The organism is Paenibacillus polymyxa, assembly GCF_018614975.1.
GTDB lineage: Bacteria > Bacillota > Bacilli > Paenibacillales > Paenibacillaceae > Paenibacillus > Paenibacillus polymyxa_E.
The window spans coordinates 1-17614 of the sequence record NZ_JAGGNR010000032.1; the positions used below are offsets into that span (position 1 = coordinate 1).

13 protein-coding genes are annotated in these 17614 nt (G+C 45.6%); 8 read left to right on the forward strand and 5 right to left on the reverse strand.

Annotation, left to right across the window (positions count from 1 at the left end; all coding sequences use genetic code 11):
- Positions 1-45 precede the first annotated feature (45 nt).
- Positions 46-570, reverse strand: coding sequence for a type 1 glutamine amidotransferase domain-containing protein (locus J7E78_RS21975; protein WP_036674874.1), 525 nt, complete (start codon positions 568-570; stop codon positions 46-48).
- 299 nt (positions 571-869) lie between these two features.
- Here J7E78_RS21975 and J7E78_RS21980 point away from each other — a divergent pair, with 299 nt between their 5' ends.
- The 4 genes from J7E78_RS21980 (at position 870) to J7E78_RS21995 (ending at position 3674) form a co-directional block, all read left to right on the forward strand.
- Positions 870-1283 carry a hypothetical protein gene (locus tag J7E78_RS21980; protein WP_084174710.1) on the forward strand — a complete coding sequence of 138 codons (414 nt, stop codon included), beginning with the start codon at positions 870-872 and terminating at the stop codon, positions 1281-1283.
- A gap of 122 nt (positions 1284-1405) precedes the next feature.
- Positions 1406-1753: a bacillithiol system redox-active protein YtxJ gene (gene ytxJ / locus J7E78_RS21985; protein WP_215078203.1), complete on the forward strand. Its 348-nt coding sequence runs from the start codon at positions 1406-1408 to the stop codon at positions 1751-1753.
- Between the two features lie 92 nt (positions 1754-1845).
- Positions 1846-2859, forward strand: coding sequence for a catabolite control protein A (gene ccpA, locus J7E78_RS21990; RefSeq protein WP_215078204.1), 1014 nt, complete (start codon positions 1846-1848; stop codon positions 2857-2859).
- A 119-nt stretch (positions 2860-2978) separates the two neighbouring features.
- Positions 2979-3674 carry a 5'-methylthioadenosine/adenosylhomocysteine nucleosidase gene (locus J7E78_RS21995; protein ID WP_215078205.1) on the forward strand — a complete coding sequence of 232 codons (696 nt, stop codon included), beginning with the start codon at positions 2979-2981 and terminating at the stop codon, positions 3672-3674.
- 139 nt (positions 3675-3813) lie between these two features.
- Here J7E78_RS21995 and J7E78_RS22000 read toward each other — a convergent pair whose 3' ends face one another.
- A complete protein-coding gene (locus tag J7E78_RS22000) occupies positions 3814-4446 on the reverse strand; it encodes a GNAT family N-acetyltransferase (protein ID WP_215078206.1) in 633 nt (210 codons plus the stop codon).
- 297 nt (positions 4447-4743) lie between these two features.
- Here J7E78_RS22000 and acsA point away from each other — a divergent pair, with 297 nt between their 5' ends.
- Complete coding sequence (gene acsA / locus J7E78_RS22005) at positions 4744-6468, forward strand: acetate--CoA ligase (RefSeq protein WP_215078207.1); 1725 nt, start codon at positions 4744-4746, stop codon at positions 6466-6468.
- A 241-nt stretch (positions 6469-6709) separates the two neighbouring features.
- On the opposite strand, the gene J7E78_RS22010 is transcribed toward acsA, so the two are convergent.
- The 3 genes from J7E78_RS22010 to rpsD form a co-directional block, all read right to left on the reverse strand.
- The gene (locus J7E78_RS22010) at positions 6710-9805 is read right to left on the reverse strand and encodes a transglycosylase domain-containing protein (protein ID WP_215078208.1); all 3096 of its coding nucleotides are present in this window, start codon (positions 9803-9805) and stop codon (positions 6710-6712) included.
- Between the two features lie 229 nt (positions 9806-10034).
- Positions 10035-12140, reverse strand: coding sequence for a methyl-accepting chemotaxis protein (locus J7E78_RS22015; protein WP_215078209.1), 2106 nt, complete (start codon positions 12138-12140; stop codon positions 10035-10037).
- Positions 12141-12329: 189 nt separating this feature from the next.
- Positions 12330-12929, reverse strand: a complete 600-nt coding sequence (rpsD, locus tag J7E78_RS22020; RefSeq protein ID WP_017687421.1) for a 30S ribosomal protein S4 — start codon at positions 12927-12929, stop codon at positions 12330-12332.
- A 465-nt stretch (positions 12930-13394) separates the two neighbouring features.
- Between rpsD and J7E78_RS22025 the strand changes: the two genes are divergently transcribed.
- The 3 genes from J7E78_RS22025 (at position 13395) to J7E78_RS22035 (ending at position 17603) form a co-directional block, all read left to right on the forward strand.
- Positions 13395-15386, forward strand: coding sequence for a sensor domain-containing diguanylate cyclase (locus tag J7E78_RS22025; protein ID WP_215078210.1), 1992 nt, complete (start codon positions 13395-13397; stop codon positions 15384-15386).
- A gap of 99 nt (positions 15387-15485) precedes the next feature.
- Positions 15486-16376 (forward strand): hypothetical protein, encoded by an 891-nt coding sequence (locus J7E78_RS22030; RefSeq protein WP_215078211.1) that lies wholly within the window; start codon positions 15486-15488, stop codon positions 16374-16376.
- 111 nt (positions 16377-16487) lie between these two features.
- Positions 16488-17603 carry an aminopeptidase gene (locus J7E78_RS22035; RefSeq protein WP_076211404.1) on the forward strand — a complete coding sequence of 372 codons (1116 nt, stop codon included), beginning with the start codon at positions 16488-16490 and terminating at the stop codon, positions 17601-17603.
- The last annotated feature ends 11 nt before the right edge of the window (positions 17604-17614 follow it).

The window sequence follows — 17614 nt, forward strand, 5'->3', positions numbered from 1 at the left end:
TATCTTATAGGGTACATTTTACATGAGAGCACAATGGGGTTATTTTTACTTGTCAGCGAGTGCATCACAGAATGCCTTGCCATAAGGGGGAAGGTCAGGCGGACGACGTGCTGAGATGATATGTCCATCAACAACAACGGCTTCATCTTTCCAGATGGCACCTGCATTTTCCATGTCATCCCGAATACCTGGTGTAGAAGTTACTGTAACCCCGTCCAGAATTTTGGCAGAAATCAGCACCCAGCCCGCATGACAGATCTGTCCAATCGGTTTCCGGTCTGCATTCATTTCCTTTACAAGCTCCAGTACTTTGGGATAACGACGCAGCTTGTCTGGCGCCCAGCCGCCTGGCACGAGAATACCATCGTAATCTGAACTGTCCAGTTCATCGAAACTGTATTCGGCTTCAGCAGGCACACCATATTTGCCAATATAGGTTTTTCCTTTTTTCTCTCCAGCAAGATGCACTTCTGCACCTTCTTCACGAACCCGATGTACAGGGTACCACAATTCTAAATCTTCGAATTCTTCATCGACCAGAGCGATGACTTTTTTACCCGTTAATCTCATTTTCATCTCTCCTCATACAGTATTCTTTGCTGGACTTTTTACGGTGATTAGGTCTGTTGCGTCTTAATTGTAACAGATTCTCCAAGGGACTTCATGGAAGTGCATATTCGGTTTGGAGGAAGCGATTACAAGTCAGTGACCGCCTGCATTCGACAACCTTCATCTGGAGGGAGTGGTAATTTGTGCAACCTTTCGTTTATAGCAGGATTTGAGCCGAAATAGGTCGAATGGTAATTATATAGAGTTATAGAACGAATGAGGTGATGGTGGTGCGCAAGTCCTGCAGATGTGGACATGTAATGGAGTTGGAATTAAGAACAGTGGTATACGCCAAAAAAGTGGAGATTCGAAACGTACCCGTATTTGCGTGTACAGACTGTGTATCATACGAAGTGCTTCCGCCGGTCAAGCCGGACTTAACAGAATGCATAAGCACATTGGGTGAACAGCCCGTGAAGCAGGACGTATCTTTTGGTGAACGTAATGAACTGGCAGACCTGTTTCATGAGCTACTGCTGGCCTGGCCGGATGCGACCGATCGGGAGATGGAATATCGAATGCAGCAAGCAGTGGAAGAGCGTATCAATCTGCTGCTGGACATCATGGGTTACGCAACGAAGTCTGGTGATGCAGCGTGGATTGAGACCACGGAGCGCAGATTAAGTCAATTATCCGGATTTGTGTGGCAGGAGTACTTCTCAAATGCTGTCTAATTTTGACGTGTAAAATGCTTGTTTTCATGAAAATTGGCTTTTTCGCGCACTTTTTGTTAAGATATCGAAGAGTGAAAACGCTCAACATAGCGGTATTCCTGGTAAAGGGGGATGTATATCTAATGGCTGACATGACTAAAATGACAAGTATTGAACAGCTAAACTCCGCAGTGGAGGCTACCAAGGATCAACCCTTGCTTCTGTTTAAGCATAGCACGCGCTGTCCGATCAGCTCGAACGCTTATCAGGAGATGAACGATTATTTGCTTAACAATGCCAATGAACAAGTGAAATATGGCATCATCTATGTTGTGGAAGATCGCCCGGTATCGAATGAAGCAGCAGACAAGCTGGGTGTTAAGCACGAATCTCCACAGGCAATCCTGATCAAAAAGGGAATTCCTGTATGGCATACTTCCCATTCAGATATTACTAGAACCACACTTGCGAATGTTTTGAGTGAGTCCTAAAGCCTATTTTAATTGATTAATGCAAAAATTTGTCGTAATATAAATCTTAATGAAAATGGTATGAAAATTTACTGGTAATGGAGAGAAGTACTGTGACGGTAACCATTTATGATGTGGCACGTGAAGCTGGAGTGTCTATGGCAACGGTATCACGGGTAGTTAATAATAACCCTAATGTCAAACCGCAAACGCGGAAAAAAGTATATGAAGCCATCGAACGGTTGGGATATCGTCCGAATGCTGTAGCCAGAGGTCTGGCAAGCAAGAAGACAACCACGGTCGGGGTCGTTATTCCAGATATTTCGAACTCAACCTTCGCGGAGATTGCCCGCGGAATTGAAGATATTGCGAATATGTATCACTACAATATTATTTTGTGTAATGCAGACAAGAAAAAAGAAAAAGAAATTCGTGTTATTAACACGTTGCTCGAAAAACAAGTAGACGGACTGCTCTTCATGGGCGGAACAGTAACGGATGAACACATTCAGGCGTTCCAGTCTGCGGCTGTGCCGATCGTACTTTGTGCAACGAGTGATGAGAAGGGCACATTCCCTTCGGTGGATATTGACCATGAGGCGGCTGCGTTTGACGCGGTAAACACCCTGATTCGTCATGGACACAAGGAAATTGCGATGATCAGTGGTACACTGCAAGATCCGGCGAATGGATATGCCCGTTTCCAAGGTTACAAGAAAGCACTCGAAGCAGCAGGCATGGAATACCAAGAGGATCTGGTACGTATCGGTAACTATCGTTATGAATCCGGTGTGGAAGCGATGAAATATTTCCTCGGACTGAGGAAGAAGCCGTCAGCGATCTTTGCTGCAACAGATGAAATGGCGATTGGTGCCATTCACAGCATTCAGGATGAAGGCCTGAAAGTACCGGATGATTTCTCCATTATTAGTGTGGATAACATCCGTATGGCTTCCATGGTGCGTCCTCAGTTGACAACAGTGGCTCAGCCAATGTACGACCTTGGCGCGGTAGCGATGCGTTTGCTGACCAAGTTGATGAAGAAAGAAAATGTGGAGAACCCACGGGTTATTTTGCCGCATGAAACGATTCTTCGTCTGTCTGTAAGTCACGCAGATGTGGTTTAATCGGGATTATATACAATAAGGGAGAAGCCATTCTCTCTACATAGTGGATATGCGAAAGCTCCGGAGACGGGGCTTTTGTGCTGAATGAGGTTAAAAGTGAAAACAGGAGGTGTCGGAAGATGCGTGAAACGATTGGGATTATCGGAGCGATGGATGAGGAAGTTGAGCTTTTGCTGGCAGGCATGAAGCAGCTTGAAACGGTCAAACAAACCGGCATTACATACGTTGCAGGCGAGTGGCTGGGCAAGCAAATTGTCGTGTGCAAATCCGGCGTAGGTAAAGTAAATGCAGCGGTTACAACGCAGATCTTGATTGATCGTTTTCAGGTTAATCGGATTATCTTCACAGGTGTCGCGGGTGCACTTAACCCCGATCTGAACATTGGGGATATGGTTATATCGTCTGTATGTGTTCAGCACGACATGGATGTAACGCCACTGGGGTTCGCACGCGGGGTTATTCCTTACCAGGAGACATCTGCATTCCCTGCCGAGGCTTCGCTTATTAAACTGGCTGAAGAAGCATGTAAAGCTCAGGGAGCCAATTACCTGATTGGTAAAGTGTTATCGGGAGACCAATTTATCGCGAATAAAGATACGGTTAACATGTTATATACTGAAATGGACGGTGCATGTGCCGAGATGGAAGGGGCAGCAGTTGCTCAGGTCTGTTACATGAATCGAGTACCTTTTGTTGTCCTGCGTGGTATGTCAGATAAAGCGGATGGTTCGGCACATGTTAACTTTGCTGAATTCACCGTGGAATCTTCGCAACGTTCACACCGCATTGTGGAGCATATGCTCGAGAATATGTAACGGCATTGGCTTGGACTGTGATGTAATACGTTATGAATGAAAAACCGCCTATCGATCAGCTGTTCCAGGAAGTTATGGAGCAACGCTGCGAGAAGCGGTTTTTTATGTATATCGGTTATTAAAATGGTTCCTTGAATCATCAATACATAAACCGATGGCGGAAGCGTACACGATCAAACTGTTCTTCCGATGTGATGGGCACCTGACTTCCGATACGTACCATCAAACAGTTCGCAGGATGTGAACAGATTTCGGGGTCGTCTGTTGCATACCAGGTCATGTCGATCGTTTCCATCAGCCTCTCCATCATTTTGCGATAATCCCATACGTTTAGTCCGCTGCCCTTCAGATCCCAATGCCAATAATATTCTGTGGTGAAAATAATGTAGTTCTCCATATATTTATCATCCAAAGCTGTAAGCAACATTTCACGTCCAACGCCAAGCGAGCGGTAGTCGTCCGCAACCTCGATTGCTCCAAGCTCAATCAAATCAGTCATGTTGCCCTCAGACCAGCGCTCGCATTCATCCGCATAGTGAAAAGTTACATAGCCGATAATTGTTTCATTTTCGTGTGCGATGATGATTCGTCCTTCTGGCAATGCTGCAATTTCGGCCAATGCTTCCTGCTGCTCGGTTGGGCGTCGAAAGGCATCCAGATCCGGATGGAAGGCAAGATTGGTTATCTTCTCGGCCTGCACGGGGCCTTCAATCGTAATTCGATGGCCGGACTTGAAGCTGGAACGCATGTGATGTTCCTTGATATGTTTCATGGTTCATGCTCCTCTCTCCCCCTGCTTATTGAGGTTGTTCATAAAGTCCGCTATAGCAAAAATCCAAAAAATTGAAAAGCCATAGACGACAATTGAAAAGATTTGCTATAATTGCGTAGACAAAAAATGTTCACAATTCAATACAGTATAGTTAACATCTGTTTGGCCGAGCAAGTACATGATGAGAAGTTCTCTCTACTAATGTAAGCGCTAACTGGAAGTTCAGTCAACACAAAGGCAATGCGAATTTAACCCCTAACGGGAATCGAAATGTCGAGTTGAAGGAGGCTGGCAAGCATGAGTCAAGCACATGGTGAGATGCTGCAAACGGTTGTGTCTGAATCTAATCTGGGCGATTACACGGAGGCGAGAAGCCGGTTCGATTGGGAATCGGTGGAAAGGCACTTTACGTGGCACGCCAGCGGAAAAGTTAACATGGCGCATGAAGCGATTGATCGTCATGTACTGGAAGGAAGGGGCGGGAAAACCGCTTTATTGTATAGCGATGCTTCGCGCGAAGAGGCCTATACTTTTGCTGATCTAAGTGAGCAGTCGAGTCGGTTTGGGAACGTTCTCCGCAAATATGGCATAGCCAAAGGGGAACGAGTGTTTATTTTTATGCCTCGAAGTCCGGAGCTGTATTTTAGTCTTTTGGGTATATTGAAGGCTGGAGCCATCGCGGGCCCGTTGTTCGAAGCGTTTATGGAAACGGCTGTGAAGGATCGGCTGGAGGATAGCGGAGCAGTAGCACTGGTTACCACTCCGGAATTACTGAAGCGCATCAAACGTTCCGAATTGCCCGAACTCAAACATATATTTATTGTGGGTGGGGGCGCGCAGACGGAAGAAGGACTCATCGATTTTGATGCAGAGATGTCTGCCGCTTCGGATGAGATGGAAGTGGAGTGGCTGAACCGTGAGGATGGTTTGCTTATTCATTATACCTCAGGCTCTACAGGTAAACCCAAAGGGGTGTACCATGTTCAGAATGCCATGATTCAGCACTATTATACAGGTAAGGTTGTGCTGGATTTACGTGAGGATGATGTGTACTGGTGCACTGCTGACCCTGGTTGGGTGACAGGTACCTCTTATGGGATCTTTGCTCCATGGCTCAACGGAGTGACCAATGTGATACGGGGTGGGCGTTTCAGTCCTCAAGATTGGTACAGCACCATCCAGAAGAACAAAGTCACGATCTGGTACAGTGCACCAACGGCCTTTCGTATGCTGATGGGAGCGGGAGAAGAGACCATTGCCCAGCATGATCTGAGCAGTCTGCGTCACGTCATGTCGGTCGGTGAACCGCTCAATCCGGAGGTTGTTCGTTGGGGATGGAAAGCCTATGGTCAGCGAATTCATGATACATGGTGGATGACCGAAACAGGCGCACAGTTGATCTGTAACTATCCCGGAATGCCGATCAAGCCAGGCTCCATGGGACGTCCATTGCCTGGCATTGAGGCAGCCATTATTGATGATCGCGGGCAGGAATTGCCGCCATACAGTATGGGTAATCTGGCCATACGGGCACCTTGGCCATCCATGATGGCGAAGATCTGGAATAACCCTGTGAAATACGAGGAGTATTTCAGGCTTACGGGCTGGTATGTATCCGGTGACTCGGCTTATATGGATGAAGAAGGATATTTCTGGTTCCAGGGACGTATTGATGATGTGATTAATTCGTCAGGCGAGCGTATCGGCCCCTTTGAGGTGGAGAGCAAGCTTGTGGAGCATCCTGCAGTAGCAGAGGCGGGTGTAATCGGTAAGCCGGATGTGACACGTGGGGAGATCATCAAGGCCTTTGTGGCGCTTCGTGAAGGATATGAGGCGACGCCGGAACTGAAAGAAGAGATTTATCGTTTTGTCAAAGAAGGCCTGTCTGCCCACGCTGCTCCGCGTGAGATTGAATTCAAGGATAAACTGCCCAAGACACGTTCCGGCAAGATCATGCGCCGTGTGCTGAAGGCCTGGGAGCTTGATCTGCCAGCAGGAGATCTATCTACCATTGAAGACTAACGCGACAGTGTTAGGATCATCAATGTGTTGGTATCGATGCCGATACATTGAGTAGTGGGGAAGAAATTAATATTCTACGGTTCCAAATACAGTGACTCTACCCATTAAAATCGGTTGTAAAAGCCTGTTTTATGCCCATGGCATGAAGCAGGCTTTTATTAGCTGCTGCACAACCAAATAAAAAGCCGCACCCTCAGATACGGTCTGAGGATGCGGCTTGTTTGGGATCGCTATGCCTGAATCAGGGTTGAAAATGTACGGCTGCAGAAGGCTCGGATTCACCAGCGCTGTTGCTGGCAGATACTTTGAACCATCCGCTGGTAGAAGCAGGCACTCCATAATCCATGGTAGTTCTCGACGTTGTTCCAATTTTGGTGTAAGAAGTCGAGCCTGTTTCACTGTAATATACAGCATAACTATCTGCGTTTGGAGTAGAAGCCCATTGAATACGCAGTCCTTGAGAGAGGGCAGATACGCTGACTTGACCAGGTGTGCCTGGGGCCGTCGTTGTTGTATTATCGATCTGCGTTTCTCCCGGGGGAATGACTGTACCTGGAACTTCAATCGGTTCATTAATCTCTTCTTCCACAGGAGGAGCTACACCAGCACTATTTACTGTAGCGCTAGGAGCAGACTCTCTGCCTGCAACATCCACTGCGGTTACATAGAAGGCGAAGTTGCCGCCTTGCGCTGCATATGCAGAGAATGATCTGGATTCTCCAGTCAGAACAACTTGACCCTGGTTCTGGAATCCTCCACCGTTCACAGAACGATATAAACGATAACCCACGACATCATTTTCAGGTGTGGCATTAAATGTAATGACAGCTCTGTCACCCGAGGTTGAGATTCGTACGTTACCTGGTGCATCAGGAGTTTTACCGTTATCTGTTCTTGGATCAATCTGTGTCGGCATGTCTGCATCAGCATCTTCAGGAAGATAATAAGCAAGTGACTCATGTCGACTCATACGTGAGAATGCATTTTGCAATTCTTTGATGAGATCCGAGATTGGTTTTTTACGCTTGATTACTGTTTTTTCCTTCAACATGTCCGAAGGTGTTCCGTCACGCGGAATATAATTGACACCATTGTAAGTAATGTACCTGGCTTTGGCTACACCGTCATCGCTATCCTTCGGAACAAACTTGCTGTTGAAAATATCCGTAACAAATTTGTCAGTCATGGATGTTGGCAACTTGCCACTGTATGCTGACACCGTGCGCGTTTCGATGCCAGATGGTTTTTTGAACGAATTCGTGACAAACAGATCTTTTTGCGTATCGATCACTTCATTCAGGATTTTCGACCACAGTTGCTGCGCACGTTTTCTCTGTGATTTACTTTCCAGCGTATTCACGGGCTGTTTGTATCCAACCCACACGCCAAGTGTAATATCTGGTGTATAACCTTCAAACCACACATCTGCGTAGTTTTGAGTGGAACCCGTTTTACCTACGATTGGCACACTCTTGGCATATTTGTAATTTTCACGTACTTTATCTGCCGTTCCTTCTGTAATAACGGTCCGCAGCATATCGGTCATCAGGTATGCTGTCTGCTCCGAGAAGGCTTGGACAGGTTCGGTATCGTGTTTATAAACGATGTTGCCTTTGGAATCTACAATTTTGCTAATCATGTAAGAATCGTTATATACACCATTATTGGCGATAGCACCATAGGCACTGGTTAATTCTTCAACGGTTACACCGTATTGGAGACCTCCGAGAACACCGGTCTGAGCCTGATAGTCTTCCTTCTGAATGGTGGTAATCCCGAGTTTCTTGGCGAAGGTCCAAGCCTTCTCGATCCCTACTTCTTCATTAAACAACTTCAGAGCCGGTATATTAAGAGAATAATTCAGTGCTCTGCGAGCAGTGACCAGTCCCTGATACCGGTTATTGGCATTCTTGGCAATATGGTAGCCGCTCGGACCATTTTTGAGAATGATCGGTGAGTCATCAATAATAGAAGCAGGTTGGACCAGACCCTCATCCAGAGCTGGCAGATAAGCTGCAATAGGTTTCATCGTTGAACCTGGCTGACGCACCATCTGTGTTGCATAGTTCATCTGTTCGTCCTGGAAATCCCGACCCTCAATCATACCTAGAATAGCACCGGTTTTGTGATTAATCAGCATAGCAGCAGTTTGTTCTTTTCCTTTGACAGGATCATCTGCTGAGAAATTGCTGTCATCTTCCGCAATGGTACGCATCGTTTTGTAGATACTTTTGTTGATGGTCGTGTATATACGATATCCACCTGTCCGCAGTTGCGTCTGAGCTTCCTCTAATAATGCACTGCTTTCCTTCTGAGGTGTGTCTGCATCCGTAGCTTTGTCTGTAGATTCAGCTGTGTCGGAATTCAACTGTTTCATCAAAATCTGTGCAGCTTGTCGTTCCGTTTCCATCATAAGATATGGATAAGTGTTGTAAGCCTTGATGGTCTTAGGAGCGAGCGAGCTTTTGATATCAAAAGCAAGAGCTTCGTCATACTCGGACTTATTAATTTTGCCGAGTTCAAGCATACGACGCAGTACCAGATGCTGACGGTTGATTGCGCGGTCAAAATTCTCCTCTACAAAATCACCTTTACCGTTAAAAGCGGAGTAAGAGGAGGGGAGTTGTGGCAATCCAGCAAGATAAGCAGCTTGAGCGATGTTAATTTTTTCCAGATCGTTAATATTGAACAAACCTTTGGCGGCCGCTTTGATTCCGTAAACGTTGTATCCGCTGGAACCATTACCAAAAGGAACTTTGTTCAGATAGGCTGTCATAATCTCGTCTTTGGTCAGGAAACGTTCGAGTCGGAGTGAGAGCAAAATTTCTTTCACTTTCCGATCTTCCGTGCGATCCAGATTCAAAAACACACGACGCGCCAATTGCTGAGTCAGTGTACTACCGCCGGTTTGGACAGATTCTTTCAGCACTTTCTGTTTCACGGCACGTAGTGTTCCGCTCATGTCTACACCTTTATGTTCGTAAAAATGATTGTCTTCAATCGAAATGACAGCATCAATAACCTTTTGTGGGATCTGGTCCGTAGTGACCGGACGCCTGTCTTCTTCTGTACGTAATTGACCGATCGGACTGCCGTCGGCAAAGTAAGCAAAGCCTGTGATGGAGTTTTCGCTGACTTTTTGTTCAATCAGGGCCTTTGAACGTACAGGCTCGTCTTTCACAATGGAACTGACGTATCCCATCAAAGCACCGCCTACAAATAGTGCCCCCATAAATCCAAGGACAACCATCCATTTGACGAAACTTCCCAGTCTGCGGGCAAAGCTACGTTTGCGTACAGGCTGTTCATCGGGCTTTTTCTTATTAACATCAACCATTCAGTGTCTTCCTCCTTTTAACAGCACTTATTATAGCATAAAAAGGCGGGTTTGCATGCCTGAGAAATACAAGTAATGGTCGAAATTTGCCATTCTGCCATGCATTATGTTATATATCATGCGATATTGAAGCACATTTCATGAGTTGTAAGCCAAAATAAGCAGGCCACCTCCATGCTGAGGTGCATAAGGTGGCCTGAATGATGTCTCGTATTGGAGGTCTTCTACATTAGGTTTTGAAGCGTTGAATGAGCTCTAAAAGTTCCTGGGTAAGATTAGCCAGTGAGGCAGATGCCGCCGTAATCTCTTCCATGGATGCGAGTTGTTCCTCAGAGGCAGAGGCAACACGAGTTGCATGATCTGCTGTTTCATAACCAATGGTTTTGAGTTGCACTAACGTGGCATCAACCTGCTGTGATCCAGCTGACATCTGCTGCGCAATGGCTGAGACATGTTCAATCTGCTCATTAACATCTGTAATCTGTGATGAAATGGAGAGGAATAGTTCACCACTTTCATTAATCACTTCCGCTATATGGCTCACCTCGGCATTCCCCTGTTCCATATTTTCAACGAGAGAAAGGACCTCTTGCTGAACGCTATGAATCAACGCTGCAATCTGCGCTGCTGATATTCTGGATTGTTCAGCCAGATTACGAATCTCGGAAGCAACAACACCAAACCCGCGCCCATATTCACCTGCTCGTGATGCTTCAATGGAAGCGTTAAGAGCAAGAAGATTGGTTTGACGGCTAACTTCCGTGATCATGCCTGTAATATGGCCAATCTCTTCCGAACGTTGACGGAAATTCTCCAGTGCGGTCATGGACGTCTGCACAGAAGAGGTGGCACTATCGACCATACGCATGGCAGACTGGATCTTATCGGTTCCGACAGTTGTTCGCTCAGCCACAGCTCGCGATGAATCCGATACATCGGAGGCGGCCTTTGCGATTCTTCCGATCCCTGCAGATATTTCATTCATGGAACGGGAGGACTCTTGCAGCTCCTGCACCTGTTTACCTGCTTTATCTGCAACTTCGACTCCTGTTAATGCAATCAGTTCGGCAGCTTTACCTGTTTCTTCGGCACCTGCGGTCAACTGTTGAGAGGTGGAGCCGACAGATAAAGCATGTTCGGATATAACCGATATGGTATGTCGTAGTGTATCCATCATCTGATTCATATGACCCGCCATGACGCCAAATTCATCTTTGGATCGTACAGGTAACTTTTGTGTCAGATCCCCGCCAGCCAGCTGTCCGGCAACAATATTGACTTGATTCAACTGTCTTACAATGGAGACGATAGTATAGGTAACCACACTTGCAAGCAAAAGTACAGCCAGTGCGGCAATAAGTATGGACCAGTTCAAGCTGTCATAGAAAGGTTGAAGGATGTGGCTCTTTGGCAGTGCCGATACAAGGTACCAGTTTGAATCCGTTCCTTGTAACCTGGCGGGCTCGGCAATAAATAGTTCTTCACCTACTTCAGGGTCCGTAGCGTAAAACTGCGACTCGCCAGACTGTATACGCTGAATGACTGTCTTCATTTCAGATGGAATTACGGCTCCTTCATTAGCCAGTTCCGGTTTGGAGCCGTGTGCAGCAATCTGTCCTTCGCTAGTAATAAGCATGGCATAACCTTGATCCGGATTAAGTGATGCTATATTTTGCTGAAAACGATCAATGGTAAAGTCGGCCCCAACAATGCCCAGAAAAGTTTTGTCTTCATCTAATAGAGGCAGGACAATCGAAACGAGCAGTGTTTCTTTTCCGCCAACCGTATAAGTAACAGGCTCGGACCAATAGATGGATTTGGTTTTCTTGGGCAGCTGATAATACGTACTGGTTTCACTGTTTCCCTCATAGGTAGTGAGCGGCTCAAAATGCAGAGAGTTCCCATCGCGTATAACGTATGGAACGAATCGACCCGTAGCATCATCATATTCTTTTTTATTGATGTGCTCTGCATCGTTTCCATCAAAGGCATTTGGTTCCCAGCCCGTATAAAAGCCAAAAACTTTCTCGTCCTTCTTCAGATACTGTTCAAGAAGTCTGACGATTTCTTCACGGTTGAGTGAACCGTTCTGAGCGGCATCCAATAACGTGGTACTCATGGTGTCCAACGTGTTTTTAACCTGATTAATGTCAGTCATAAACTCGTTCGTAGCCCGGTTTGCAGCCTGTCCAGCAACACTTTCGCCGTACTGCAGGCTTTTGTCGTAAATGGACTTGGTGTTAAATGCAATTAGGGCTCCAATACAACAGAGTAATACGATCCCTAGTAAAAGTCCAAGCTTAACAGCGAGCTTGCGATTGCGAAAAAAATGCATGTTTTAATCCCCCTCGATGTCATTCTTGTGATGTATATATGGATGTGTGCTTCTCCTGAAGGGAGTCTATATTTTATATCGTTATTTACGTTCCAGTAATGAAGATAATTAAAAAAAATGCATAGAAAAACAGCTGCCGAGAAAATCTCGACAGCTGTTTGGATTGAATCTTTAATGTGATTGCAACGATTAACGGTTGTAGAACTCGACGATTTGTTTTTCATCGATGTCTTGGGACAATTCAGCACGCTCAGGCAAGCGGATGAATTTACCTTCTACAGCTGCTTCGTTGTATTCAACGTATGCTGGAAGATGCGAACGGCCTTCCAAAGCTTCTTTAATGGAAGAAAGAGCGCGGCTCTTCTCACGCAAGCCGATTACATCGCCAGTGCTTACTTGGTAAGAAGCGATATCGACTTTTTTACCGTTTACAGTTACGTGACCGTGTGCTACCAACTGACGCGCTCCAGCGCGGGAGTTAGCAAACCCAAGGCGGTAAACGAGGTTGTCAAGGCGGCACTCAAGCAAGAACATGAAGTTCTCACCGGCAATACCTTGCATTTTTTGAGCTTTAGAGAACAGTGTGCGGAATTGTTTCTCGCCCAAACCGTACATGTGGCGCAATTTTTGTTTTTCTTGCAATTGCATACCGTAGTTGCTGATTTTTCTGCGTTGGTTAGCTCCGTGCTGACCTGGAGGGAAAGGACGTTTCAATTCTTTGCCTGTTCCGCTAAGGGAAATGCCGAGGCGACGGCTCAATTTAAATTTAGGACCAGTGTAACGTGCCATGTTTAAAGTAGCTCCTTTTTAGTTAAAGTTCATATTAGGGCTCTGTTTGCGCTCCAATTTGTTGATGCGGGCTTGGCCTCGCATAGAACGATCAGGAAAGTTCAGCCGCTGTCCTGAAAGCAACAAAAAGAATGAGGGTGACACAACCGGTAATGCCCAAATTTAAAGACCCATTAGTAGTCTTCATCAACAATTTATATTACAGTTTAAGAGAAACAAAGTCAAGCGCAGATTAAAAGCAAAAAAACGTCTAAATTTGTCGATAGGTCATTGGGCCTAAAATAATGGGACAATTTTCTGAAATATGGATGCAAAAAAGCTTTAAACAGAGTAAAATAGATTGTATCTTAACTTTAAATCATCTTTATGTAACAAGGTTATCGCAACGAATTTGCAGGTTTGCGATAACGTCTGCAGATTAATGCATCCTGGTGGATGCAAAAACGGTGCAAAGGAGCGCCTGACATGTTAGAACATCTAAGAAGTTTACCTGCCAGCTTGAATTCACGAAGTTCGGGCGATTCCGCATCTTTTGCCGCTCCTCGTTCTCATGAAGAGCATGTGTTGTGGATGCAAAAAATGGATATCACACCTTTTGATTTTTCATATTTGGGCAGCTTGCTAGAGCAGGCATACAGTGACTGGAACTCCAGAGTGGGTTCAAGGCTGGCCAGAACATCAACCTTTTACAGCGTGTGGAACACGGAAGGTGATTGCATAGGATACGATAGCGATCTTGAAGCTGATCCGGGCGTGGATGTACGCAGGCTGGTATTGGAATGTTTGGATAAAAGACAGGTCCTGTCCCTTAAAGGGACAAGCGAACACGGAGAATATCTTATAATAACACATCCCTTATTCTCCAGAACTAACAAGGATATGTTTGCCGTATTCACTGCTGTGATCTATGAATCCAATGGATATGAAACGTCTGAAGCTGTGGTTCAATCTGAGGCATTGCACTATCGCACCTGCTTTTACCGAAGATTTGAATACATATTTATGACGGACCTGTTATATGCTCATGAACAAACAGCCCGTGAGGAACACCGGAGGTCCATCCTCTTTCAGATTGTTCAGCGAATGCATGACAAAATGGATGTCGAGGCCATATTGGATGAGGTATTTGACAGTATGGACTACTTGTACCCGGCCACTTATATCAAATTGTATATGTCTCAGGATCAGAGCAACTCTGATCCACGGATTAAACCGTTGCTTGTCCACGAGCGAGGAGAAGATATTTGTGTGCGTTCATTTATGGAAGGTAAACTGATCGTTGCTCGCTCAGATGATGCAGAGAACCGCATTGTAGATGTAGGGATTCCGCTGAAAGGAAAACAAGGCATATACGGTGTGTTCCATATCGAAATGAATGAAGAGATCATGGAAGAATCGGACTTACAATTGATTACGATGATGGTAGACACTGCAGGAACGGCCTTTGAGAACGCCAAGTTGCATGAACAATCCAATATGTTAATTCAGGAACTTCGTTTAATTAATGATCTTACACAGCGTTTGAACAAGAGCCTGCATCTTTCAGAGATTTATCAATTGTCCGAGCAAGAGTTAAAGGAAATATTCCAGGCTGAAACGTGTTGCATTCTTCAACTCAATGATAGTACCAATGACTTCGAAGTTATGTCATCTAACGTGAAAGATGTTTTTCACCAATCCTTTTCTGTAGACTACGGTATCGCAGGCTTGGTGTATCGAACAGAGGAACCACTTATTATAGCCAATTATGCGCAATTTGATAAAGTGTCTTCCTTTTTCATGGAAGATACGGGATCTATGTCACTGATTGCATCACCAATCAGAGTCAATGGTGAAGTGAAGGGTGCTATTTTGCTGGGACACAGTAGAGAGCACTACTTTTCATATGATAACTATAGACTCTTGCAGATGTTATCCATTCATATCGGGCTTGCCCTGTCAAATGCTACGCTGCATGCCGAGGTTCGGCGCTTGGCTAATCTGGATATGTTGACAGGTCTGTACGTGAGGCATTATCTGGATAGTGTGATTCACGAGCGACAGGCTCATGAATTCTGTGGCTCCCTCATTGTTGTGGATATTGATCAGTTCAAACAGGTGAATGATACATTCGGACACCAGACGGGGGATCAAGTATTGAAACAAGTGAGTGATATCGTCACCAGCTCTGTTCGCTCGGAGGATGTCTGCGCCAGATGGGGTGGAGAAGAACTGGCGATCTATATGCCACAGGTGAGTGTAAGGCAGGCGCTAGATTATGCGGAAGTGATTCGAAAGAGAGTCGCAGAAGAGACCAGACCGCCCGTTACGGTATCCAGTGGCATCGCAGAGTGGAATTGGATGGATGAAAAGGTCAGTGTAGAGTCTTTGTTTTATCGGGCTGATATGGCTTTGTACAGCGCCAAGAATGGTGGTCGGAACAGAATCGTTGTAGAAGAACAGGATGTAACGCGTTAAGAGAGAACAATTCCAATTACGGAGTCGTTCTCTTTTTTTTGTACATATTAGATCAAGTTATGTAGAAGGAAGTATAAGCGTATACGGGCGGGGCAATCTATGGAGAAAGTTCACGGAAGGGTGAAGATAGACATGTTTAACCGTCATTCGGTACGTACATTATGGATATTTGTGAGCATCGTGATTATTGGAGTTCCGGGTTGTGGATTAATCCAGCGAGATCAAACGCCTGAAGAGGTTTTTTCTCTGGCTTTATCAGGGATAGCGGGAAAAGAAACGTTGAGTTTTGAAGGAGAGGCAGGACTTCGACGGGAAAACAGCGGGCTGTTCGAGAATCAGTTCAAATTTGAAGGCAAGCTGGAGAATCATGATCGTCTGACCCTTCAGACCCGATTACCTGGAGCAGTAACCGCTACGGGAACAGGCATCCATACAACTGCCGTAAAAAATAACGGACAGCCCAGTGGGTTTAGCGCCTCTTTCGAGCGGAAACAAGGGCAATGGATGGCATTGTCAGCGCATCATGAGCCGCTGCGGGGGTCTCTTTCTCGTTTTAATCCAATTGCCCAAATGGAGAAGATCAATGGGATGCACAAAACCATTCAATCCGAGTATGGGGCTGGTCGTCGAACCAGAACATTACGGATTGAACTTGCACCGGAAGACGCCAAATCATGGGCTGTAGCCCAGCTAAACGACGAGATGAACGCTATTCGAGCAGAATATATGCATAAGGTAGCCACAGTGAAAGGGGCGCGTAAGGAGAAGCTTGAGAAGGATCTGGAGAAAGTTTGGAAACAGGGTGATACAACGATGCAACAAATGATGAAACAAGCGAGCGTTCAGACGGTATATCATCTCACGGTGGATCGGAAGAGCAGTCTGCCTCTTCGCTTATCCTCTGAAAGTCAGATGAGTTACACGGACAACAACCGTAAAAGTAACAGAGAAGCCCTTGTCACCGATGTAAACTTCAAGTCATATCAATAAACGAAGTGAGGGACTGCCTGCTGACGGAATGACTGTTCGCGTGCTACAATAGTATCGTAATTTACCGTTGTTCAATTCAAGCATGGCAGATGACAGGAGGATTTTACCAAGATGAAAGACCCGAGAATTCAAAAGCTTGCAGCAAACCTGGTGGGCTATTCAGTAGATGTACAGCCTGGTGAAAATGTATTGGTTGAGATGATTGGATCGGAACGTGATCTGATTAACGCCATTATTGAAGAGGTTGGCAAAAAAGGTGGTAACGTCTTTGTACAGTTGACTGATAAAACCGTACAGCGTGCGATGCTGAAAAATGCCACAGAAGAAATGATGAAAACATGGGCAGAGATTGATCTGAACCGTATGAAACAGATGGATTGTTATATCGGTATTCGTGCGGGAGAAAATGTGAATGATCTGTCCGACGTGCCGGAAGAAAAAATGAAAATGTACAATTCATTGTACTCCCACCCGGTACATAGTGAACAACGTGTCAAACATACGAAATGGGTTGTACTTCGTTACCCTAACGCAAGTATGGCGCAACTCGCCAATACGAGTACAGAAGCGTTCGAAGATTTCTACTTCGATGTATGTAACCTGGATTACGCCAAAATGGACAAAGCGCAGGACTCACTCGCTAACCTGATGAAGCGGACGGACAAAGTTCGCATCACCGGACCAGGAACAGAACTGAGCTTCTCCATTAAAGATATCGGTGCAGAGAAATGTTCTGGCCAAAAAAATATCCCGGATGGTGAAGTGTACAGTGCCCCTGTGCGTAATTCCGTGAACGGAACGATTAGTTATAACACGCCAACGCTGTATAACGGAGTGACATTTGAAAATATCAAGTTCACGTTCGAGAATGGAAAAATCATTGAAGCGACAAGTAACGATACAGAGCGTTTGAATGAAATTCTGAATTCGGATGAGGGTGCTCGTCATATCGGTGAATTCGCGATTGGATTTAACCCGCATATTCTGCATCCGATGAAAGATATCCTTTTCGATGAGAAAATCGCAGGCAGCTTGCACTTTACACCGGGTCAGGCATACGAAGAAACGGACAATGGCAACCGCTCGTCCATCCACTGGGATCTGGTGTTGATCCAGCGTCCGGATTATGGCGGCGGGGAGATATATTTTGACGATGTGCTGATTCGTAAAGACGGTATTTTTGTTATTCCTGAGCTGGAATGCCTGAATCCGGACCGTTTGAAGTAGGAACAGGATTT

Coding starts and splice junctions, on each gene's coding strand:
- J7E78_RS21975 (WP_036674874.1), bottom strand. CDS start 570: ATGAGATTAACGGGTAAAAAAGTCATCGCTCTGGTCGATGAAGAATTC.
- J7E78_RS21980 (WP_084174710.1), top strand. CDS start 870: ATGGAGTTGGAATTAAGAACAGTGGTATACGCCAAAAAAGTGGAGATT.
- ytxJ (WP_215078203.1), top strand. CDS start 1,406: ATGGCTGACATGACTAAAATGACAAGTATTGAACAGCTAAACTCCGCA.
- J7E78_RS21995 (WP_215078205.1), top strand. CDS start 2,979: ATGCGTGAAACGATTGGGATTATCGGAGCGATGGATGAGGAAGTTGAG.
- J7E78_RS22000 (WP_215078206.1), bottom strand. CDS start 4,446: ATGAAACATATCAAGGAACATCACATGCGTTCCAGCTTCAAGTCCGGC.
- acsA (WP_215078207.1), top strand. CDS start 4,744: ATGAGTCAAGCACATGGTGAGATGCTGCAAACGGTTGTGTCTGAATCT.
- J7E78_RS22010 (WP_215078208.1), bottom strand. CDS start 9,805: ATGGTTGATGTTAATAAGAAAAAGCCCGATGAACAGCCTGTACGCAAA.
- J7E78_RS22015 (WP_215078209.1), bottom strand. CDS start 12,140: ATGCATTTTTTTCGCAATCGCAAGCTCGCTGTTAAGCTTGGACTTTTA.
- rpsD (WP_017687421.1), bottom strand. CDS start 12,929: ATGGCACGTTACACTGGTCCTAAATTTAAATTGAGCCGTCGCCTCGGC.
- J7E78_RS22025 (WP_215078210.1), top strand. CDS start 13,395: ATGTTAGAACATCTAAGAAGTTTACCTGCCAGCTTGAATTCACGAAGT.
- J7E78_RS22030 (WP_215078211.1), top strand. CDS start 15,486: ATGGAGAAAGTTCACGGAAGGGTGAAGATAGACATGTTTAACCGTCAT.
- J7E78_RS22035 (WP_076211404.1), top strand. CDS start 16,488: ATGAAAGACCCGAGAATTCAAAAGCTTGCAGCAAACCTGGTGGGCTAT.